The sequence below is a fragment of the Streptomyces herbicida genome, assembly GCF_032656585.1.
GTDB lineage: Bacteria > Actinomycetota > Actinomycetes > Streptomycetales > Streptomycetaceae > Streptomyces > Streptomyces herbicida.
Genome location: NZ_JAUYWJ010000007.1, coordinates 143,318 through 163,224, shown reverse-complemented (window position 1 = coordinate 163,224; position 19,907 = coordinate 143,318). Strand labels below are relative to the sequence as shown.

General features: G+C 72.1%; 20 protein-coding genes. 9 read left to right on the top strand and 11 right to left on the bottom strand.

Annotated elements, in window-relative coordinates; genetic code table 11:
• Window positions 1–52 precede the first annotated feature (52 nt).
• Window positions 53–1,153: an Lrp/AsnC family transcriptional regulator gene (locus Q8A52_RS16840; protein ID WP_316752846.1), complete on the top strand. Its 1,101-nt coding sequence runs from the start codon at window positions 53–55 to the stop codon at window positions 1,151–1,153.
• Here Q8A52_RS16840 and Q8A52_RS16835 read toward each other — a convergent pair.
• From Q8A52_RS16835 to Q8A52_RS16820, 4 genes are all read right to left on the bottom strand, one after another.
• A complete protein-coding gene (locus Q8A52_RS16835; RefSeq protein WP_316752844.1) occupies window positions 1,086–1,547 on the bottom strand; it encodes a nuclear transport factor 2 family protein in 462 nt (153 codons plus the stop codon). The genes Q8A52_RS16840 and Q8A52_RS16835 overlap by 68 nt on opposite strands.
• Window positions 1,504–3,018: an MFS transporter gene (locus Q8A52_RS16830; RefSeq protein WP_316752842.1), complete on the bottom strand. Its 1,515-nt coding sequence runs from the start codon at window positions 3,016–3,018 to the stop codon at window positions 1,504–1,506. Before Q8A52_RS16830 ends, Q8A52_RS16835 begins: the two co-directional genes overlap by 44 nt.
• Window positions 3,019–3,209: 191 nt before the next feature.
• Complete coding sequence (locus tag Q8A52_RS16825; RefSeq protein ID WP_316752839.1) at window positions 3,210–3,506, bottom strand: hypothetical protein; 297 nt, start codon at window positions 3,504–3,506, stop codon at window positions 3,210–3,212.
• A 10-nt stretch (window positions 3,507–3,516) separates the two neighbouring features.
• A complete protein-coding gene (locus Q8A52_RS16820) occupies window positions 3,517–4,482 on the bottom strand; it encodes an ABC transporter substrate-binding protein (protein WP_316752837.1) in 966 nt (321 codons plus the stop codon).
• 320 nt (window positions 4,483–4,802) lie between these two features.
• Here Q8A52_RS16820 and Q8A52_RS16815 point away from each other — a divergent pair, with 320 nt between their 5' ends.
• The 4 genes from Q8A52_RS16815 to Q8A52_RS16800 are packed head-to-tail and all read left to right on the top strand — an operon-like array spanning window position 4,803 to window position 8,854.
• The gene (locus Q8A52_RS16815) at window positions 4,803–7,349 is read left to right on the top strand and encodes a sensor histidine kinase (RefSeq protein ID WP_316752835.1); all 2,547 of its coding nucleotides are present in this window, start codon (window positions 4,803–4,805) and stop codon (window positions 7,347–7,349) included.
• Window positions 7,346–7,822 carry a roadblock/LC7 domain-containing protein gene (locus Q8A52_RS16810; protein ID WP_316752833.1) on the top strand — a complete coding sequence of 159 codons (477 nt, stop codon included), beginning with the start codon at window positions 7,346–7,348 and terminating at the stop codon, window positions 7,820–7,822. The genes Q8A52_RS16815 and Q8A52_RS16810 overlap by 4 nt, the downstream gene beginning before the upstream one ends.
• Before the next feature lie 35 nt (window positions 7,823–7,857).
• A complete protein-coding gene (locus Q8A52_RS16805; RefSeq protein WP_316752830.1) occupies window positions 7,858–8,274 on the top strand; it encodes a DUF742 domain-containing protein in 417 nt (138 codons plus the stop codon).
• Window positions 8,261–8,854: a GTP-binding protein gene (locus tag Q8A52_RS16800; protein ID WP_316752828.1), complete on the top strand. Its 594-nt coding sequence runs from the start codon at window positions 8,261–8,263 to the stop codon at window positions 8,852–8,854. Before Q8A52_RS16805 ends, Q8A52_RS16800 begins: the two co-directional genes overlap by 14 nt.
• A 3-nt stretch (window positions 8,855–8,857) precedes the next feature.
• Here the strand turns inward: Q8A52_RS16800 and Q8A52_RS16795 are convergent, their stop codons facing one another.
• From Q8A52_RS16795 to Q8A52_RS16770, 6 genes are all read right to left on the bottom strand, one after another.
• Complete coding sequence (locus tag Q8A52_RS16795) at window positions 8,858–9,526, bottom strand: ABC transporter permease (RefSeq protein ID WP_316752825.1); 669 nt, start codon at window positions 9,524–9,526, stop codon at window positions 8,858–8,860.
• The gene (locus tag Q8A52_RS16790; protein ID WP_316752823.1) at window positions 9,523–10,176 is read right to left on the bottom strand and encodes an ABC transporter permease; all 654 of its coding nucleotides are present in this window, start codon (window positions 10,174–10,176) and stop codon (window positions 9,523–9,525) included. The genes Q8A52_RS16795 and Q8A52_RS16790 overlap by 4 nt, the downstream gene beginning before the upstream one ends.
• The gene (locus Q8A52_RS16785) at window positions 10,173–11,306 is read right to left on the bottom strand and encodes an ABC transporter ATP-binding protein (RefSeq protein ID WP_316752820.1); all 1,134 of its coding nucleotides are present in this window, start codon (window positions 11,304–11,306) and stop codon (window positions 10,173–10,175) included. The genes Q8A52_RS16790 and Q8A52_RS16785 overlap by 4 nt, the downstream gene beginning before the upstream one ends.
• An 84-nt stretch (window positions 11,307–11,390) precedes the next feature.
• Window positions 11,391–12,143, bottom strand: a complete 753-nt coding sequence (locus tag Q8A52_RS16780; RefSeq protein WP_316752817.1) for an FAD:protein FMN transferase — start codon at window positions 12,141–12,143, stop codon at window positions 11,391–11,393.
• Complete coding sequence (locus Q8A52_RS16775; RefSeq protein ID WP_316752815.1) at window positions 12,144–12,536, bottom strand: FMN-binding protein; 393 nt, start codon at window positions 12,534–12,536, stop codon at window positions 12,144–12,146.
• 25 nt (window positions 12,537–12,561) lie between these two features.
• Complete coding sequence (locus Q8A52_RS16770; protein ID WP_316752813.1) at window positions 12,562–13,899, bottom strand: ferredoxin reductase family protein; 1,338 nt, start codon at window positions 13,897–13,899, stop codon at window positions 12,562–12,564.
• A 150-nt stretch (window positions 13,900–14,049) separates the two neighbouring features.
• Between Q8A52_RS16770 and Q8A52_RS16765 the strand changes: the two genes are divergently transcribed.
• From Q8A52_RS16765 to Q8A52_RS16750, 4 genes are read left to right on the top strand one after another with little or no spacing between them, the layout of a single operon-like run.
• A complete protein-coding gene (locus Q8A52_RS16765) occupies window positions 14,050–14,742 on the top strand; it encodes a response regulator transcription factor (RefSeq protein ID WP_316752811.1) in 693 nt (230 codons plus the stop codon).
• Window positions 14,739–16,211 carry a sensor histidine kinase gene (locus tag Q8A52_RS16760; protein ID WP_316752809.1) on the top strand — a complete coding sequence of 491 codons (1,473 nt, stop codon included), beginning with the start codon at window positions 14,739–14,741 and terminating at the stop codon, window positions 16,209–16,211. The genes Q8A52_RS16765 and Q8A52_RS16760 overlap by 4 nt, the downstream gene beginning before the upstream one ends.
• A gap of 35 nt (window positions 16,212–16,246) precedes the next feature.
• Window positions 16,247–16,633: a hypothetical protein gene (locus Q8A52_RS16755; protein WP_316752807.1), complete on the top strand. Its 387-nt coding sequence runs from the start codon at window positions 16,247–16,249 to the stop codon at window positions 16,631–16,633.
• Window positions 16,634–16,643: 10 nt separating this feature from the next.
• Window positions 16,644–17,795: a CHAT domain-containing protein gene (locus Q8A52_RS16750; protein WP_316752805.1), complete on the top strand. Its 1,152-nt coding sequence runs from the start codon at window positions 16,644–16,646 to the stop codon at window positions 17,793–17,795.
• 26 nt (window positions 17,796–17,821) lie between these two features.
• Here the strand turns inward: Q8A52_RS16750 and Q8A52_RS16745 are convergent, their stop codons facing one another.
• Entirely contained in the window at window positions 17,822–19,078 is a 1,257-nt protein-coding gene (locus tag Q8A52_RS16745; protein WP_316752803.1) for a PP2C family protein-serine/threonine phosphatase, read from the bottom strand.
• Window positions 19,079–19,907 lie beyond the last annotated feature (829 nt).

The window sequence follows — 19,907 nt, the reverse complement described above, 5'->3', positions numbered from 1 at the left end:
GCCGCACCAGTCTAGGTCGCCGGCCGAACGCCGCCGCCGCGAGGATGGGGGCATGCTCGACGATCTCGACCGTGCCCTGATCCATGCGCTGCACATCGACGGGCGTGCGCCGTTCAGCCGGATCGCCGCCGTGCTGGGTGTCTCGGCGCAGACCGTCGCCCGCCGCTATCGGCGGCTGCGCACCGAGGCGGGGCTGCGGGTCGTGGGCCTGGCCGATCCGCACCGGGCCGGGCGGACGCAGTGGCTGGTCCGGCTGACCGCCACGGCGCGCTCCGCGCAGGACATCGCGGCGGCTCTGGTGCGGCGGCCGGACACCTCGTGGGTGAAGCTCACCTCCGGCGGGACCGAGATCACGGCGGTCATCCACGCGCCGACGGACGAAGCGGCGGGCAACTCCCTGTTGCTGAGGGACATTCCGCGCACCGGCGGGATAACCGCGGTGTCGGCGCACTGTCTGCTGCACACCTATCTCGGCGGACCGGCGAACTGGCGGCGCAGCGCCGAGACGCTCGACGCGGAGCAGCAGGCGGAGCTGCGCGGGTGTCCGGAGCCCGCCGAGGAGGTGCGCCGACCCGGTCCGCGGGACGCGGAGCTGCTGGCCGCGCTGGAGAAGGACGGACGGGCCGGGCAGGGAGAGCTGGCGCGGGTGACCGGGTGGTCGGCGGCCACGGTGGCGCGTCGGCTGGCCGAACTGCGGGCCGGCGCCGGGGTGTTCTTCGATGTGGAGGTGGACGCCGGGCTCTTCGGGGTGCATACGCGTGCGCTGCTGTGGATGGCGGTGCGGCCGGCCGATCTGGAGGCGGTGGCGACGGCCCTCGCGGACCACGACGAGCTGGCGTTCGTCGCGGCGACCACGGGGCCGACGAATCTGGTGGCCCAGGCGCTGTGCCGGGACCCCGCAGACCTGCACCGGTATCTGACGCGGCGGGTCGGGGCGCTGGACGCCATCCGCACGCTGGAGACCAGCTCGGTCCTGCGCACGCTCAAGGCGGCGAGCCCGGCACTCACGGACCTCGCCCGCGGCGGGCGCATTGGCACCGCCGGCCGCGGCCAGGCCGGTTCGTCCGGACACGTCACTGGGCAGGTCACTGGGCGCCGACGCCCAGGGGCGGCTCTCCCTTCGTCCAGATCGGCCGGACGGCCACCCGGCTGAAGCGCCAGCCGTCGGGGGTGCGGCGAAGGTCGGCCTCGAAGCGGCCGCCCACTGTGAACAGAGGGTCGGCCTCACCACCGCGCTCCCGGAGCGTGGCGTCATGATGGACGTGGGTCATCAGGGCGTTCCACGAGGCGGTGGCCCGCTCCGCCGCGGCGTCCACATCGGTGATGATCCCCGAGGCGATGTGCTGCGTGCGGTCGTAGCGTCCGAGCGCCTCCTCGGTGGCGCGGACGGCCTCTGTTCCCTGGGACGTCCCCAAGGGGGTCTCCATGCGCGCGTCGCCCGTGAGGAAGTCGCGTGCCCGGTCCGCTGCGAACTTCCGTTCGTCCAGGGCCTGGAAGAGCCGGTCAACGAGCATGCTGATCTCTGCGTGATCCGTCTGCGTGGTCATGATCGGAGCCTCCTGCCTCAAGTGGACTTGAGGTCAACCCCGCCTGCGGTCGACCCGCGAAACGAGAACTCGCGATCCACGTCACCCCCACCAGTCCGACCGCGACCCAGCACGCGGCCTGCGCCGCCCCGGCCGCCGCCTGCGGATGCCCCGTCCTCGCGCCGTTCAGATACACGCTCCCGAGGACCGCGACGCCCAAGGTCGCACCGAGTTGTTGCACGGCGTTGAGCAGCCCGGCGGCCGAGCCGATCTCCTGAGGACGCAGGGGCTTGAGGGCGAGGGTGAAGAAGGCCGGGGTGAACAGGCCGGCGCCGAGGCCGACGAGGGCCAGGGCGGGGAGGAGAGGGCGGGGATAGCGGACGGGGTCGGCCCAGTGATAGACCGCCGCGCATGCCAGCAGGCCGGTCAGGAGTACGCCGAGCCCGTACGGCATCACCCGGCGCCCGAATCGCCGCACCAGCCGGGCCGCTGCCGGCCACGAGGCGACCGCCAGCCCGACCGACCACGGGGACAGGCTCAGACCCGCCGCCAGCACGCCCGTCCCCACGCCGAGTTGCAGTTGCAGGACCACCACGGTCATCAGTCCGTTGGTCACCGCGAAGAAGGCCATCGAGGTGACCAGCGCGGCCGGGAAGCCACGGTGGGCGAACAGGCTCGGCTCCAGCAGGGGGCTGCCGCCCAGGGCCGCCACCCGGCGCTGGTGCAGCGCGAAGCCGGTCAGGAGGAGGAAGCCGCTGCCGACCAACACCCAGCTCCGCGCCCGGAGTTCGAGGACGTCCGCGCCGATCAGCGGGTACACCACGAGCCCGGTGCCGAGCGCCGCGAGGGCCGTGCCCGGCACGTCGAGCGCGGGGCGGCATGGAGCACGGTTCTCCGGCAGCCGCGGGGACAGGGCGAGGACGACCAGGGAGACGGGGACGTTCACCAGGAACGCCGCGCGCCAGGACGAACCGAACAGGTCGGCGTGGGTGAGCACGCCGCCGAGGACGGGACCGCACACGGCGGCGACTCCCATCACGGGTCCGATGCTGCCCAGGGCCCGGGCCATCTCGTCACCGGAGAACATCGCCTTGATCAGCCCGATGGTCTGGGGGATGATCACGGCCGCCGCGGCCCCCTGCACCGCCCGGAAGGCGATGAGCAGGCCCGCCGTCGGCGCCAGGGCGCAGGCCACGGACGCGGCCGCGAAGACGATGACGCCGAGGACGAACACGCGTCGGCGGCCCGCGATGTCGCCGAGCCGACCGCCGGTGATCAGCAGCACCGCGAACGGCAGGGTGTAGGCCGTCCCGAACCACTGGATGTCCGAGACCGATCCGCCGAGATCGGCGTGGGCGGCGGGCGCGGCCACCTGGACGACGGTCGCGTCCAACAGGTTCATCGCCTCACCGAGCAACAGCGCGACCAGCGCCGGCCACCGCCATCGGTAGGCGGGCGGGTCGGCGGGTGGTCGTACACGTTCCGTGGTCATGGGGGTTGGTTCCTCTCGACACGCAGGGCACTCCGGCACCGGGCAGGGCCGGTCAGGGGCCAGCGTGCGAGCGGGAGGCAGGGGGGCTCCAACCACGGCCGGGCGGTGGTGGATTTCTTCCATCGGACGGGCCGTCGACGGCGAAAACCCTCACAACCCGGCGAGCACGGGCAGGAGTTCCATCGCAGTCGTCACATCGCCCGTGAGCGGGCGGTCCTCGGTGCCCGGCGGGAGGGCGGCGGCCGCGACGGTGAACGCGGGAACGGCCGGAGGCACTCGACTCGGGCGCAACGCACGGCGAGGCGGTCGACGGCCTCCCGGGCCCGGCGGACCCGGTCGAGGGCCTCGGGCGGTACGACGGGTTCGGCGGCAGCGTCGGCGAGCCGGACGAGTCCGGGCACGTCGAGTCCGCGGCCGTCGAGCACGACGCGGGTGTCCCCGGCATCCGGGGGCACCCGCGTCGAGTCGTCGTCGTGGGTCGTGCCCACCTGCGGAACGTCAGCCGAGGCCGGCGGACTTCAGCCAGGCCTTGGCGACGTCCAGCGGGTCCTTGTTCTCCGACTGCACCTGGGTGTCCAGGTCCAGCAGGGTCGCCGTGTCGAGCTTGGCGGAGACGGCGTTCAGCGCGTCGACGCCCTTCTGGGAGAGCGCGCCCTTGTAGACCAGCGGCTGGACGTTCTCGAACCCGAACAGGTTCTCCGTGTCCTGCAGGACGACGAACTTCTCCTTGGCGATCGTCGGGTCCGTGGTGAAGATGTCCGCGGCCTGCACGGTGTTCTTCTTCAGCGCCGCCTGGGTGAGCGGACCGCCCGCGTCGAGCGCCTTGAAGGACTTGAACTCCAGGCCGTACACGGACTTCAGGCCGACCAGGCCCTGCTGGCGGGTCTGGAACTCCGGCGAGGCGCCGATGACCAGGTCCTTGGCGACGCTCTTGAGGTCGGAGATGGAGGACTTGTCGGTGAGGTCGTACTTCTTCGCGGTGGCCGCGTTGACCGTGACCGAGTCCTTGTCCTGCGCCGGCGCCGGATCGAGCAGCGTCAGCTTGGAGTCGAGCTTGGCCTCGATGGCCGAGGTGGTCGCCTCGACGGTCTTCGGGGCGGCCTTGGAGTCGAGGTAGGCCAGCAGGGCGCCGTTGTACTCGGGCAGGACCGAGACGGAGCCGTTCTTGAGCAGGCCGTAGGTCGTCTCACGACTGCCGATGTTCGGCTTGTAACTGACCTTGATTCCCTTGGCCTTCAGGGCCTCGCCGTAGATGTCGGCGAGAAGGATGCTCTCGGCGAAGTTGTTGGAGCCGACGACGACGGTGTCGCCGCTCGCCTTGCCGCCGTCTTGCTTGAGTGGGTCGCCGGCCTTGTCGTCGGAGGAGGAACAGCCCGCCAGCAAGGCCGTAGCCGCGGCGAGCGCGACCACCGCCGCGCCTCGGTGTCTCCGGATGGACCTGCTGGTGTGGGTGGTGGCAGTCACGATTCCCGTTCCGGACTCAGAGGTGGTGGGGTGGAGGGAGCAGCGCTGGACACAGCGCCGGGAACAGCACTCACTGATCCAATCCAGCCAGTTCTCCGTCAGTCAAGTGCCTCTTGGTCACCGATTGGATTCGATCCGTGGCAAGTTGTGGATGAAGAGCGGTGCCTTTGTAACGGATTCTTGATAAAAGGCGAGCCGGTTGGACGTTCAAGGACGCTGTAGTCTCGCGGCAGTTGATACCGGTCACAGCGGTGCACGGGGCCCGCTTCGGTGTCGTTACGCATCAGTTCGGGTGGAGACACCCCGACCAAGGAGGCCCGGTGTCCACGAACGAGGTGGACGCGCCCGCCCGGCCTGCCCGCCCGGAGCGGGCCGACCCACGAGGCTTCGCCGACCGCTGGCCCTTCCGGCGCAAACTCAACCTGCTCGTCGGCGTGCCGCTCGCCGTGATCGCCGTCCTGCTGTCCTACCTCGTCAGCGACCTGATCGAGGAGTCGAACACCGCGGAGTCGGCGGCGCGCGTCGTCCGCGACAGCGCCACGGTGGCCCGGCTGGTGGACCGCGTGGAGGCGGAGCACCAGCAGGCCATCCTGCTCTCCGCGCGCTTCGAGTCCGGCTACTCCAGGCCCTCCCTGGCCGCCTACCGCGCGGCCCAGGACGCGGTGGACGACCAGGTCGAGACGGTGCGCGACACCTTCGGCGAGCGGCTGCCGGAGACCGAGACGCAGGCGCTCAGGGAGGTCGAGGGTCTCTCCAGCCTGCGGCAGAGCGTCGAGCGGGGCTATCTGCCGGCCGACAACATCGACCCGGCCTACACCTCCGCGGCCAAGGGCGTGATCGACGGACTCGGGCTGGACCGCAACACCTCGCTCGCGTCCACCTTCACCGGCAACCTGCTGGACTCCCTGCTGCGCGCGGACGCCGCCCACGGCGCCTTCGAGACCAGCGTGTTCTCGGCGTCGACCGGTGACACCAACGCCCTGATCGAGTTCACCAACGCGGTCGGCGCCTACGACCTCTACTCCCACCAGGCCGACCGCTTCAACCGGTTCGCCACACCGGACCAGGCCCGCAAGCTGGCGGGGATCGAGCACACCCCCGCGCAGCAGCGCATCGCCGAGTCCTTCGCCGAGTTGCAGATCGACCCCACGCAACTGGAGGCCGGGACACAGGACGAGATCCACAAGGCGGTGCAGGACGCGCTGAGCGACTTCCCCGACTACCCGGACCAGGCAGCCGCCCGGCTGAAGATCACCACCTCGCTGATCCGGGACATCGCCGAACGGGCCGACCAGGCCTCCAACGCGGCACAGTGGCGCGCACTCCTGCTGCTCAGCGGCACACTGGTCGGCTTCGCGCTGTGGCTCGCCTTCTCCGTGCTGGTCCGCCGCTCGGTCATCCGCCCCGTGCAGTCCCTCACGGGCGCCGCACGGGAGGTCGCCGACGTGGCCGGCCGGGAGCTGGCCCGGGTGGCCGACGACGACGCCGAGGACGACGGGCCGCCCCGGCTGCGCGGCATGCCCGTCACCGCGCGGGACGAGATCGGCGACCTGGCCGAGGCCTTCGACAATGTGCAGACGACCGCCGCAGCGCTGCTGGAGCGTCAGGTGCTCAGCCGGCGCAACGTCGCCGAGATGTTCGGCAACGTGGGCCGCCGTGTCAGCAATCTGACGACCCGCCAGCTTGCGCTGATCGACGCCGTCGAGCGGGGGGAGACCGACCCCGCCCTGCTGGAACGCCTCTACTCCATCGACCACATCGCCGTACGTCTGCGGCGCAACGCCGACAGCCTCATGCTGCTGGCCGGCATCCGCGAGACGGCGCTGGACGCGGAGCCCACGGCCCTGACCAACGTCGTGCGGGCCGCGCTCGGGCAGATCGAGGGCTACCAGCGGGTGCGGCTGTACGCCGGGACGGACGCCGTGGTCGAGCCGGACATCATCGGCGACCTGACCCTCATGGTGGCCGAACTCCTGGAGAACGCGGTGTCGTTCTCCCCCGAGGGCAGCCCGGTCGAGGTCACCGTCCGCTCCGCCGACGAGGCCGCGTACGTCGTGATCACCGACCACGGACTCGGTATGAGCCCCGAGCGCCTGGCCGAGGAGAACGCCCGTCTGATCCGCCGCGAGCGCCTGGACGTGGTGCCCACCAAGGTCCTCGGCCTCTTCGTGATCGGCGCCCTGGCCCGCCGCTGGGACATCGGGGTCGAACTGACCCGCACCCCGGGCGGCGGTGTGACGGCCGAGGTGAAGCTTCCCGCGGCACTGCTGCTGACGATGAGCCCGGTGACGGCGGATGCCTCCGGCGGTTCGGCGGCGGACTCGGCCGGCGGTGGGACGGACCCGGCGCCGGTCGGCGGCGGTGCGCCCGCCGCCGTGGGTGCCTCCGTGGCCACGGCGGCGAAGGCCCCGTCCCCGGCCGTCTCCGGTCCCATGCCCTCGGCCACCGCCGAGGACCGTGCCGCATCCCCGGACGCAGACCCGGAACACTCCGGCTCGCTTCCCCGCCGGCTCCCCCGCCGCGAGTCACCGGTGACCGACGGGAAGACCCCGCTCGTGCCCGCCGCACGCACCGGGACGCCACCCGCACAGGACGGCTCCCGTCCCCTGCGCCGCCGGGTCCGCGGGGCCACCCTGCGGACCACCGCCGGTGCCGCGCAGGTCCTGCCGCAAGAGGCACGGGAGCGGGACGCGGAGGCCGTGCGCAGCGCGCTGGACGAGTTCGAGGCGGCGGTCGAGCGCGCCCAGCGCGACAGCGACACCGGGAACTTCGCCCGCCCCGGCGGCGAGGCCGGTCCGGCGGCCGCCCCGCAGACCACGAACCCCCCGCAGGACGAGAACCACCTTCCGGAAGGAGCCGAGCAGTGAGCACGTCGACAGGTGACACCCCGACGGGCGGCACCACGCCGACCGACCTGCAGGCCGCCGCAGCCGACTTCAACTGGCTGCTGAACCGATTCGCGACCGAGACCGCCGGCGTCGTCGACGCCATCGCCGTGTCGTCCGACGGGCTGCTGATCGCCGTGTCCGAGCTGCGTGAGCGCGCGCACTCGGAGCGGCTGGCCGCGATCGTCTCCGGCATCACCAGCCTGGCCGCCGGGGCCTCGGGCAACTATGGGCTGGGCGGTCTGAACAAGGTCATCATCGATCTGGAGGGCGGCCATGTCATCGTCTCCGCGATCGGCAACGGCGCCGTGCTCGGCGTGGTCGCCGACAAGGAGGCCAAGCTCGGCAACATCGCCTACGAGATGACCGTGTTCGCCAATCGCGCCGGTGCCGCGCTCAGCCCGCAGCTCGTGCTCGAACTGAAGAACACCGTCGGCTCCGTGTCGGCGCGCTGACCGGACGCCCGGTCCAGGAAGGAAGCGACACAGCCATGGCGGACGGCTCCCCGCCACCGGGCCCTGACCCGGTCGGCCCCGCCCCCGCCGTACGGCCGTTCCTGGTCACCGCCGGCCGGGTGGCGGACAGCGCCCCCGGCCGGGCGATGCCGGTCGAGACCCAGGTGGTGGCCACCACCGCGGGGCTCGAGGCGCTCGGCCGGCTCTCCTTCGAGCAGCACGACATCGTCGCCGCCTGCCGTCTGCCGCAGTCCATCGCGGAGCTGGCGGCCCGGCTGCGGCTGCATCTCAACGTGGTGCGTGTGCTGGCCGAGGATCTGCGTGACGCCGGGCAGTTGGCGGTGTACGTGCCCGACGTCGAAGCCACCCACGACGCCTCCGTCCTGCGCAGGGTTATCGACGGCCTCCGTGCCGTCCCCGACTCCCGAGGGGAACTCCGTGACACCGACTGAACCGCTGGTCCGCGGCACGCAGGCCGCCGTACGGCCACCGCTGCCGGTCAAGATGGTGATCGCGGGCGGCTTCGGCGTCGGCAAGACCACGGCCGTGGGCTCCGTCTCCGAGATCGAGCCGCTTACCACCGAGGCGGCCATCACGGAGGTCGCGGCGGGCGTGGACGACCTCACGCACACCCCGTGCAAGACCACGACCACGGTGGCGATGGACTTCGGCTGCATCACCATCGACCCGACGCTGAAGCTGTATCTGTTCGGCACGCCCGGACAGGAGCGGTTCGGGTTCATGTGGGACGACATCGTCGAGGGCGCGGTCGGCGGGCTCGTCATCGTCGACACCCGGCGGCTGGACGACTGCTACGCGGCCGTCGACTACTTCGAGCACAAGGGCATCCCGTTCGCGGTGGCCATCAACGCCTTCGACGGGAAGGTGGAGCACACCCTGGATGAGGTCCGCTGGGCCCTCGACGTCGCCGAGGGCACCCCGCTCGTCGTCTTCGACGCCCGGGAACGCGGCTCGGTGCGGGACGCGCTGCTCGTCGTACTGGAGCTGGCGCTGGCCCGCGCCGAGGCGTGACCGTCAGCCGCTGCGCCGTACTCCCGGCGACACCGTGATCCGGCCCACCGCCCAGAACACCGCGAGCGTGGCCAGGGCCATCGCGGCGACCAGGGTGGCGCCGCCGACGACCTTCTCGTAGTTCTTCTGGTAGAGGCCGTCGATGATGTAACGGCCGAGGCCGCCGAGGCTGACGTACGCGGCGATGGTGGCGGTGGACACGATCTGGATGGCCGCCGAGCGCAGACCGCCCAGGATCAGCGGGAGCGCCACCGGGAGTTCCACCTGGAAGAGGATCCGTGACTCCTGCATGCCCATGCCCCGGGCGGCGTCCACCGGGGACGGGTCGACGGAGCGCATCGCCTCGTAGGTGGTGACCAGGATCGGCGGAACGGCGAGGACGACCAGCGGGATCATCACGATCTCGATGCCGAAGCCCAGCCAGGTGACCACCAGCACCAGCAGGCCGAAGGTGGGCAGCGCCCGGCCCGCGGTGGCGATCAGCGCGAGGGCGTTGCCGCCGCGCCCGTAGTGCCCGGTGACCAGGCCGACCGGCAGTCCGATCACGGCGGCGAGGGCGAGCGCCTCGAGGGAGTACTGGATGTGCTCGGTGACCCGGGTGGGGATGCCGTCGTAGCCCTGCCAGTGGGAACTGTCGCTGAAGAAGGCGTGGATGAAGTTCAGTACGTTCACCGGGCCGCGCTCTCCTTCGGCATCCAGGGGGTCAGCAGGACGCGCACGGCGACCAGGGCCGCGTCGACCAGTGTCGCCAGCACGGCGGTCGTCAGAACGGAGTTCACCGCGAGCACGGGCCGGTTGTAGATCTGTGCGTCGTGCAGCAGGTTGCCCAGCGCGCCCTGGTTGCCGATCAGCATGCCGACGCTGACCAGGCTGATGCTGGACACGGTGGCCACCCGCAGACCGGCGATGATCGCGGGCACGGCGATCGGCAACTGGACCTGGACATAACGGCGTACGGGCCCGAAGCCCATGGCGGTGGCGGCCGCCAGCGTCTCCTGCGGCACCGAGCGCACACCGTCCACGATCGCCGGGACGAGCACCACCAGGCTGTACACGGCCAGCGGGATCATCACCGTGGTCTCGCTCTGGCCGGTGTAGTCGATGAGGACGACGAAGAACGCCAGCGACGGGATGGCGTAGAGCACGGTGGTCACGCCGAGCACGGGCGGGTACAGCCAGCGGAAGCGCACACAGAGCTGGGCGACCGGCAGCGAGACGACCAGGCCCATGAGGACCGGCAGCAGCGCCTCGCGCAGATGCAGTCCGATCAGGCCGGCGTAGCTGTGCTGGAGGTCGCTGGGGATGTCGAAGAAGCCGTTCATCCGGCGGCCTTCACCTCGTCGGTGCGTCCGTCGGCGTGGGCGTGGCGAATGGCCTCGGCGATGGTCTGCTGGGACACGACCCCGACGGCCCGCCCGGTGTCGTCCACACCGACGGCCCAGCCGGTCGGCGACAGCACCGCGCAGTCGAGCGCGGCCCGCAGCGAGTCCTTGCCGTGCACGAAGGGCCGCCCGTGGGACAGCAGCCGCTCGGGCACGATCTCGCCCGCCGTGAGGTCCTTGGGCTCGCCCCAGCCAAGGGGCTTGCCGTCCAGGTCGGTCACGAGGAGATGGGGCACGTCCGCGGAACCGCGCGCGGCGATCTTCTCGGCGTCGGCGTCCACGGCGACGATCGGAGCGGTCAGCAGCTCCAGTCGGCCGGACGGGAAGAAGGACAGCCGCCGGATGCCGCGGTCGGTGCCGAGGAAGTCCTCGACGAAGGGGTCCGCGGGCGCGGTCAGCAGTTCGGCGGGCGGCGCGTACTGGGCGAGCCTGCCGCCGGTGCGCATCACGGCCACCATGGTGCCCAGCTTGATGGCCTCGTCGATGTCGTGCGTGACGAAGACGATGGTCTTGCCCAACTCCTCCTGGATTCGGAGGAGTTCGTCCTGCAGCCCCTTGCGCACCACGGGGTCGACCGCGGAGAACGGCTCGTCCATCAGCAGCACCGGCGGATCCGCGGCGAGCGCCCGCGCCACGCCGACGCGCTGCTGCTGGCCGCCGGACAGCTGGTACGGGTACCGCTTGGCGAGGGCCGAGTCGAGCCCGACCCGCTCCATCAGCTCCGCCGCCCGTGCCCGGGCCTTCTGCTTGCTCCAGCCCAGCAGGCGGGGCACGGTGGCGATGTTGTCGACGATCGTGCGGTGCTGGAAGAGACCGGCGTTCTGGATGACGTAACCCATGGACCGCCGCAGCGTGTTGACCGGCTGCTGCTGGATGTCGACGCCGTCGAGGTGGATGGTGCCCTCGCTGGGTTCGACCATCCTGTTGATCATTCGCAGGGTCGTCGTCTTCCCGCAGCCCGAGGGCCCGACCAGGACGGTGATCGAGCGGTCCGGTATCTCCAACGACAGCCGGTCGACCGCGACCGTGCCATCCGGGTACCGCTTGGTGACTGTATCTATCCGTATCAAAACGCCGAATACCCTTCGGGTTTGGCAGAAACCTGCCCACTTTCGGCCACGGTTGTCCTTGCGCAGGCCGTTGCGGGGACGAGTCTAGACCGCGAGGGTTTCGGCACCGGCCCCTGCCAGCGGCACACCCGCCGTACGCACCACCCGCCGCCCGGCGTCGACCGCGAACACCTCGCAGCCGGGCCGGGCGGCCGCCCACGCCACGCCCTCCTCGCCCATCGCGAAGGCGGCCGTCGCGGTGGCGTCGGCATCGGTCAGGGTGGGCGCGACCACCGTCAGGCCGAGGAGACCCGTCGCCGGGCGGCCGGTGCGGCCGTCGAGGATGTGGGCGCCACGCTCGTACCGCCCGGACGTGGCCACCGCGCCGTCCGTGATCTCCAGCACCGCGCACAGCCGGTCCGCCTGCTCGGGGTGCCGTACCCCGACGCGCCAGGGGCCGCCGGTCGCGACCACGTCTCCCCCGGCGTTGAGGCAGAAGCGCCGTGCCCCGGCCGCCGTCAGCAGGTCCGCCGCCCGCTGCACCGACCAGCCCTTGACCACCGCGCAGGGGTCGAGGCCCCGGCCGGGCAGGCGGGCGTCGAAGGCGCCGCCGGTCGCGATCCGGTACTCCTCGCAGAGGGCGAGGACCTCGGCGAGGTCCGGGCTCAGCTCCTCCGCGGACAACTCGCCCCGGTCAAACCGAGACACCTCGCTGTCCGCCTTGAAGGGGCTGAAGCGGGCGTCCGCCGAACGCAGCCAGGCGAACACCTCGTCCACCGCCTCCTCACCGACACCGCCGCCCTCGTCGTCGATCCGCAGCGAGACCGGGAAGCCCATGACGTGCTCGACGCGCCGCACCTACCTGCCCGCCTCGTCGAGCGCGCCCTGGAGGGACTTCTCGTAGCCCTCGCTGGTGATCGTGGCCCCGGACACCGTGTCGATGTCGGCGCTCTGCGCCTTCAGCGTCTCCTGGATCAGCGTCGGTACCGCACCCTGCGTCTGCGGGCTGTTCGGCTGCTTGAGCATGCGTACGGAACGGATCGTGTCGCCGTCGAGGGTGACCTCGACCTGGACGTCGCCCTTCTCGGTGTTCACCGTGGGCCCCGCGACCACCTTGGAAGAGCTGTCGGAGGCGGCGGGCGTCGGGGCGGCCCCGGCCGTCGGCGTCGCCGTGTCGTGCGACGGCTCGTAGCGCCACAGCGGGATCAGACCCGCGACGGTCAGGGCCAGGACGGGCAGTGCTCGTTTCACGTTCTCGTGTCCCTCTCGGTCCGGCTCATCCGGCCAGGCTGAAGCGCTCGAAGTGGATCTGGTGCTTGGGTACGCCCATGTCGGCGAGGCTGCGGAGCACCGCACTCGTCATCCCGGGCGGGCCGCAGACGAAGACGTCCCGGTCGCCGATGTCGGGCACCAGCCGGGCCAGTTCGCGCGGCGCCAGCAGGTCGGGGACCGCCGGCCCGGTGATCAGGTGCAGTTCGGCGCCCTTGGCGGCGGCCAGTTCGGACAGCTCCTCGTAGAGGACCGCGTGCCGGTCACTGGCTACCCGGTAGATCACAATCGCGTGGCCCTCCAGTTCCTCCAGCAGGGCGCGGATCGGGGTGATACCGACGCCGCCCGCGATGAGCAGGCCGGCGGGGCGGGTGCGGTGCAGGGTGGTGAAGGCGCCGTAGGGACCCTCGGCGAACACCCGGGTGCCGACCTTGAGATGGCGCAGGGCGGCCGTGCCGTAGCCGGCCGTCTTCACGGTCAGCCGCAGCCGCCGGCCGTCGGGCGCGGCGGACAGCGAGAAGGGATTGGCCTGCCACCAGCGGCCTGGGGTCAGGAACCGCCAGAGGAAGAACTGACCGGCCGCGGCGGGCAGCTTGTCGAGGTCGCGTCCGGTGACGTACACCGACACGACGTCGTCCGACTCGTGCACGACGGCCGACACCCGCAGCCGGTGCCGCAGGTTCCGCCACAGCGGAAGGACGACGCGCCCCACCAGCACCGCGCCCAGGGCCGTGCCCCACACCGCGTACCAGTACGTCGTCGCGGCGGACGACGCGGTGAAGGTCGTACCGACGGCGACCTGATGGGTGAAGGCGAGGACCACCGCCAGGTAGGTGTAGAGATGGATGAAGTGCCAGGTCTCGTACGCCAGCCGGCGTCGCGCCCAGCGGGCCGAGACCGCGCCCACCGTCATGATCAGCGCCAGGGCGACCACCGCCCGCAGCACGCCCTGCGTCGTCTCGGCGAGGTCGACGAGTTGGCTCACCGGGTCCAGGGAGGACATCTCGGCGTACCCGAGCGTGATGAAGACGACGTGCCCGGCCAGCGTCCACACCAGGCCGAAACCGGTCCAGCGGTGCCAGGAGGTGAGCCGGTCCATGCCGATGCGGCGGTCCAGCCAGGGCAGCCGGGCCACCAGCAGCAGCTGGCAGGCCATGAGGAGCGCGCCGTACAGCCCGGTGAGGCGGCCCAGCAGGACAAGCGCGTTCGTGCCGAATCCGGCCCGGACGAAGAGGACGGCCACCACGGCGGCGTTCACGGCCAGCAGTGCGCAGAGGCCGGTGCGGGCCACCACCCTGGGGCCTATCGCCGTGGGGGGCGCAGGGGGTGATTGGAGGGTCGTCACGGACGGCAGCTCCTTGATCGGGTCCTGGGACACGAGCTTGACCCGGGGCAGCTGTCGTTTTCCTGTCGGCCGACTTTCAACTGGTTATCGATGTGGCCGGTGGGGTGGGCGGGGTCTGGCGCCCGCGGCCGGGTGGCGCAGTATGAGCGGGTGGAAAAAGTACGACTCCTCGTCGTGGACGACGACCCGCCGATCGCCGACCTGGTCGCGACGGTCGCCCGGTACGAGGGCTGGGACGCGGTCACCGCCTACTCCGGCGAGGAGGCGCTCGGGCGGGCCGCCGAGTTCCGCCCGGACATCGTCGTCCTCGACCTGATGCTGCCCGACGTGGACGGCTTCGGCGTCCTGGACCGGCTGCGCCGCTCGGGCACGATGGTGCCGGTGGTGTTCCTCACCGCGCGCGACGGCGTCGCCGACCGGGTCGCGGGGCTGACCCGGGGCGGGGACGACTACCTGGTCAAACCGTTCGCGGTGGAGGAGTTGATGGCCCGGCTGCGCACGGTGCTGCGGCGCAGCTCCGGGCCCGGCTTCCAGCGCTCCGTCCTGCAGGTCGCAGATCTGACGATGGACGAGGACACCCGGGAGGTGCGCCGCGGCACCGGTCTGCTGTCCCTCACCCCCACCGAGTTCGAGGTGCTGCGCTATCTGATGCGCAAGTCCCCGACCGTGCTCACCAAGGCGCAGATCCTCGACCATGTCTGGGAGTACGGCTTCGGCGGCCGCTCCAACGTCGTCGAGCTGGTGGTCAGCCGGCTGCGCCGCAAGCTCGACGAGGCAGGCGGGGAGCCGCTGATCCACACCGTGCGCGGCTTCGGGTACGTCGTCCGGCAGGCGGCCCGGTGACAGGCCGGCTGCGGCGGGCGTACGGCAGGCTTCGCCTGGGCACCCGGCTGGCGCTGGGCCTGGGCGCGCTGTCGCTGGTCGTGTTCGCGGTCGTGGGCACGGCACTGACGACGTATATGCACGACTACCTCCAGCGGCAGCTGGGCGAGCAGCTGAAGCTCGTACAGGCCGTGCAGACCAAGGACGCGTACACGCACGGCACGGTGCGGCGCCGGCCCTACTACGGCTGGTACACGGCCGTGTTCGACGTCACCGACGGCAACGCCACGCTGCGCAGACCGGCGGACGCGCCCGAGGACACCAGCGCGCTGGCGGCACTGGCCGAGGCGCGGGCGCGCTCGTCCACGGAGATGTTCCGCACCGCGCACATCGACGGCGAGGGCACCTACCGGCTGCGGGCCTGCGAGGTGGAGCCGGGGGTGGTACTGGTCAGCGCGGCGCCCCTGGCGGATGTCGAGGGGACGGTACGGCAGCTGATCGTGGTGCAGGTGGTGGCGTTCGCACTGGCGCTGCTCGCCCTGGTGGTGTTCGGCCGCAAGATGCTGCGGCGTGGTCTGAAACCCCTGAGCGACATGGCCCACACCGCCCATGGCATCGCCTCCCACGACCTGACCGAGTCCGCGGCCCGGCTGCCGCTGCGCGCCGACCGGCCCGGGGGCGGACCGGAGGTCGAGGAACTGCGCACCGCCTTCAACACGATGCTGGAACACATCGACGCGTCCCTGGCGGTGCGCGCGGAGGCCGAGCAGCGGCTGCGCCGCTTCGTGGCGGACGCCTCGCACGAGCTGCGCACACCGCTGATGTCGGTACGGGGCTATGCGGACCTGTTCCAGTACGCGGCCGCCAACGAGCCCGGGGAGCGCGAGCGCCATCTGGCCCGGTTGCGCGCCGAGGCGGCCCGGATGGGCGTGCTCCTCGACGACCTGCTGCTGCTCGCCCGCCTGGACGCGGCGGAGGTCGAGGCCCCGCTCCGCCTGGAGGACACCGACCTGACGGAACTCGTGCGGGAGGCGGCGGACGCCTTCCGGGCCGGCCACCCGGAGCACCCGCTGACGGTGACCGCCGGTTCCGACGCGGTGAAGCTGCGGCTGGACCCCGTGCGCATACGGCAGGTCCTGGACAACCTGCTCACCAACGCGGCCGTGCACACTCCGACCGGCACCGAGGTGTCCGTGACGGTCTCGGCCGCGGGCGGCCTGGCGTCGGTGGGCGTCGGCGACGCCGGTCCCGGTGTCCCGGCCGCCGACCGGGACCGGGTCTTCGACCGCTTCTACCGCGTCGACAAGGCCCGCAGCCGGGACCGGGGCGGGAGCGGGCTGGGGTTGTCGGTCGCCCGGGCGCTGGTGGAGGCGCACGGGGGGACGATCGCACTCGGCGGCGAGGAGGGGACGACGGTGTTCACCGTCACCCTGCCGCTGGGCGCACCGTCCGCGAGAACGGGGGCGCCGCCGGTACAGAGTTGGCGTTGAGGAACTCGGCGGACGATCCGACTAGCATGGGTGACGTGTCGTCACCTGAGGACCACGATCATCAACTGACTGTGTTCTGCCAGCAGTTGCCCCGGCTGCGGCGGATGTACCGGGGACCGGTGGGCGCGGCGAGACGGCTGGCGATCGACCGCGCGGTGACGGCCGCACGGGCCGGCGAGCCGATCGAGGAGCATCTGGCCGCCCTGGGTCTGCCGCAGGCGCCTGCACCGCGGGGTACGCAGGAGGACGAACCGCGCTCGTCCCTGCCGACCCGGGTCACGGACGCCGCACCACGCGCCCTGCTCGGCGACCACGTCTGCCCGCGCGGGGTCTGCGCGCGGCGGGAGCAGCGGTCGGCCGATGCGCAGCGGCCGGTGTGCGAGGTCTTCGACCTGGCACTGCGCTTCGAAGCCGAGGACTGAGCGGACGGGCATGCTCACCGGATTCGTCACCGACGTCGGACGGAAGCTGGCGGAGCGCTGGGCCGGTGCGGTGGTGCTGCCCGGGCTGCTGTTCACCTGCGCTCTGGCGACCGGCGTGACGTTGCGTCAGGGCAACTGGTACGACATGGAGTTGCTACGGCACCCGCTGACCGAGCTGAGTTCCGGCGCGGGCTCGACGCGAACGGCCGTGCTGCTCCTCGGTGCGCTCGCCGCCTCCTTCGCGGCCGGGCTGCTGGCCGACGCGCTCTCCGGGCCGTACGAGCGTGTCCTGCTGGGGAGTTGGCCCTGGCCCCTGGGTGGGGCGGCGGACGCGCTCACCGGACGGCGGCGCCGGATCTGGCGGGAGCGGGACGAGGCCTGCCGCCGGGCCCGGGAGGAGGGCGAGGACGCCGTCCGGGTGGGCGGGCTGGAGGTGCGGCGGAACCAGGTGGCGCTGGTCCCGCCGGAGTGCCCCACCTGGACCGGGGACCGGCTGCGTGCCTCCTACACGCCGACGCTGCGCGCCCTGCTGTTCAGCCGGGCCCGCCGGCGCGCGGCACCCGGCCGGCGCAGCACCCTGGCCGTGGCCATGCCGGAGACGGCGGGGCAGGCGCCCCTGGCCCGTACGGTCGCCGAGGCCGCCGAGGCGGTCGCGGCGGGCGGCGGGGTCCCGCTGATCGGAGCGGCCGCCACCCGGGACGCGGTGCGCACGGCTGTGCCGGTGGCGTCCCTGGTGCACTTCGCCTGCCATGCCGACAGCGACCCGGAGCAGCCGGCCGCCGGCCGGCTGCTGCTGGCCGACGGCGATCTGTTCCTCCAGGACATCGCCGAACTGCGCCTGGAGTCCGCCGAGTTGGCCTATCTCTCGGCCTGCGGCACGGCCCGCGGCAGCACCGCACCCGCCCTGGTCGACGAGGCCATCCACCTCGCCTCCGCCTTCCAGCTGGCCGGATACGCCCAGTCGGTGGCCACGCTCTGGGAGATCGGCGACGCCTTCGCGGCCGACGCCGCCGCCAGGTTCCACCGCACGCTGGCCCCGGCCCTGCCGCATCCCGGCCCCCTGCCCGCCGCACAGGCCCTGCACCACACCGTGCGCTCGCTGCGCGCGGAGCGGCCGGACCTGCCGTGGACCTGGGCGGCGCTGGTGCATGCGGGGGCGTGAGCGGGCGGGGCGACGAGACCAGGGGCTCACCATCCCCTCTCGGGAGAGCCCTCCACCGGAATGTGGGAGCCGTGGCGCAGTCGTGGGCGGGCCGCCATGACCGCCACGTCGTCCTCAGCGTTCTTCACGTCGAGGCGGGTGACGATGGTCTCCAGGATCTCGTGGACGCCCGCGCCGACCGCGAAGCGGATCTCGGCCAGGCGTTGCAGGGAGCTGTCGATGTCCTCGCCGCGGTGCTCCACGAGGCCGTCGGTGAACAGCACCAGCGTCTGGTCGGGGTCGAGCCGGTACGTGGTCGACTCGTAGCCGCCGAAGCCGGTGCCCAGGGGTGGGCCGACCGGGGCGGGCAGCAGTGAGGTGACGCCGCTGCGCGTGATCAGGGCGGCGGGCAGGTGGCCCGCGCTGGCCACGGTGAGCTGGCCGCGGGCCGGGTCCACGCGCGCGATCAGGCAGGTGGCGGGTCTGCGGTCCGCCTCGCCGGAGGCGAGGTCGTCCATCTGGCGCAGTACCCGGTGCGGAGGCAGGTCGGCGGAGGCGATGTAGCGCAGGGAGGAGCGGTAGGCGTTCATGTCGACGGCGGCCTCCAGGCCGTGGCCCATGACGTCGCCGACGACGAGCAGGGTACGGCCGAAGTGCAGCCGTACGGTCTCGCACCAGTCGCCGCCGACCAGCGTGCGCCTGCCCGCGGGCAGGTAGCGGACGGCGACGTCAAGGTTGGGGTGCGGCCGGCCGGGCTCGGCGAGCAGGGCGCGCTGCAGATCGGCGGCGGTGCTGCTGACCCGGTCGTACTCGCGGGCGTGCCGGATGTGGGATGCGGCGCGTTCCGCCAGGACGGCGAGGAGCTCCACCTCGGAGCGGGTGAACGGTGGTCCGTCGCGCGCGCAGACGAGCACGCCGTACTGGACCTCCCCGGTGGTCAGCGGCAGGCAGATCGCGGGCCGGGCCCCGCCGTCGGCCGGGTACTCGGTCCACGGCTCCTCGCGGCCGTCGGCCGCCGGGGTCGCGGCGTCCTGGGCCACCGCGGCGGCCCAGCGGGCGTCGGGCAGCGCGCCGGCGTCCCCGATGATCGAGTCGTATCCGGAGACGTTCCTGCCGACCCGGTGCATGACCGCCGCCGAGCCCCCGGCCAGCCGTACGACCGCCCGGGCCAGTTCGGCGCAGGTCGTGCTCTCGTCGAGCGTCGTACCGATACCGGCCGCCGCCACCCGCAACGCCTTCAGCCCGTTCTCCCGGCTCCGGCCGTCGACCTGCGCCGTCCTTCGACGGGACTGGATCCACCGCACGACACCCAACACCCTCACAGAATCTCAAACCGGGGCATTCGGGGCACCTATCCAGTCTGCCCCGGCGAGGACACCGGAGGCGCCCCTCGGCCCAATCCTCGCCCGGTGCCGGTCACGGCGAGATGCCGTTGACGAACATCATGCCGAGCGACACGACGGTCACCGACGGTCACATGCCGACCGGCCGCAAACGGAGGAGTTCCGGAACGAACGGGGCCCTTCCGGGTCGCGGGCAGCGTGTACCCCGTGTCCAGTCGCACGGAATCGAGCCCAGGAGTCCACGGGGGTGCAGGTGCTGCTCGCCGCGTTCCAGGCGAAGGAGTTCACCCCCCGTCAGCCGGTTCCGGGTGAAGAAGGAGGGGCTCTTGGCGTCGCAGTTGTCGCCGCTCCTGTAGGCGTTGGTCTCGTCCGTGTACCAGTACGACATCGCGTGGGAGTCGTCACCGAAAACGGGTACGGTCCAGGTGGGGTTGGTGCGCTCGGCGCCGGCGCCGTGAGGCGTTGTCGTACTTCCAGCACGTGTCGTACGTGTCGTCCTGCCCGTCGCCGCAAGGGCCGTAGGAACGCTCCACGTACGAGGAGGACGACAGGTCGAATCCCTCACCGACGACGCCGCCCCGGTTGGTGGTGTCCGGACACCGCCGTTCCTGTCGTGCATGCCGAAACTGACGGAGTATCGGGTCACGCCACATCAAGAGCGGAACCGACGTTCGCAGTTCCGCGCCGGACGGACCGCAGCCAACCGTCATCCACCGCAAGGACGGCCCCGCCGTCTCGGGAGGCGAGGAGGAGGTGACTGCGTCCGGCGGCCGCAAGCGCGCGGATCACT

Bases quoted from the DNA above. Each gene is read 5' to 3' on its own strand.
- Q8A52_RS16750 (WP_316752805.1), top strand. From the start codon at position 16,644: ATGCTCACCGGATTCGTCACCGACGTCGGACGGAAGCTGGCGGAGCGC.
- Q8A52_RS16805 (WP_316752830.1), top strand. From the start codon at position 7,858: ATGGCGGACGGCTCCCCGCCACCGGGCCCTGACCCGGTCGGCCCCGCC.
- Q8A52_RS16840 (WP_316752846.1), top strand. From the start codon at position 53: ATGCTCGACGATCTCGACCGTGCCCTGATCCATGCGCTGCACATCGAC.
- Q8A52_RS16790 (WP_316752823.1), bottom strand. From the start codon at position 10,176: ATGAACGGCTTCTTCGACATCCCCAGCGACCTCCAGCACAGCTACGCC.
- Q8A52_RS16830 (WP_316752842.1), bottom strand. From the start codon at position 3,018: ATGACCACGGAACGTGTACGACCACCCGCCGACCCGCCCGCCTACCGA.
- Q8A52_RS16835 (WP_316752844.1), bottom strand. From the start codon at position 1,547: ATGACCACGCAGACGGATCACGCAGAGATCAGCATGCTCGTTGACCGG.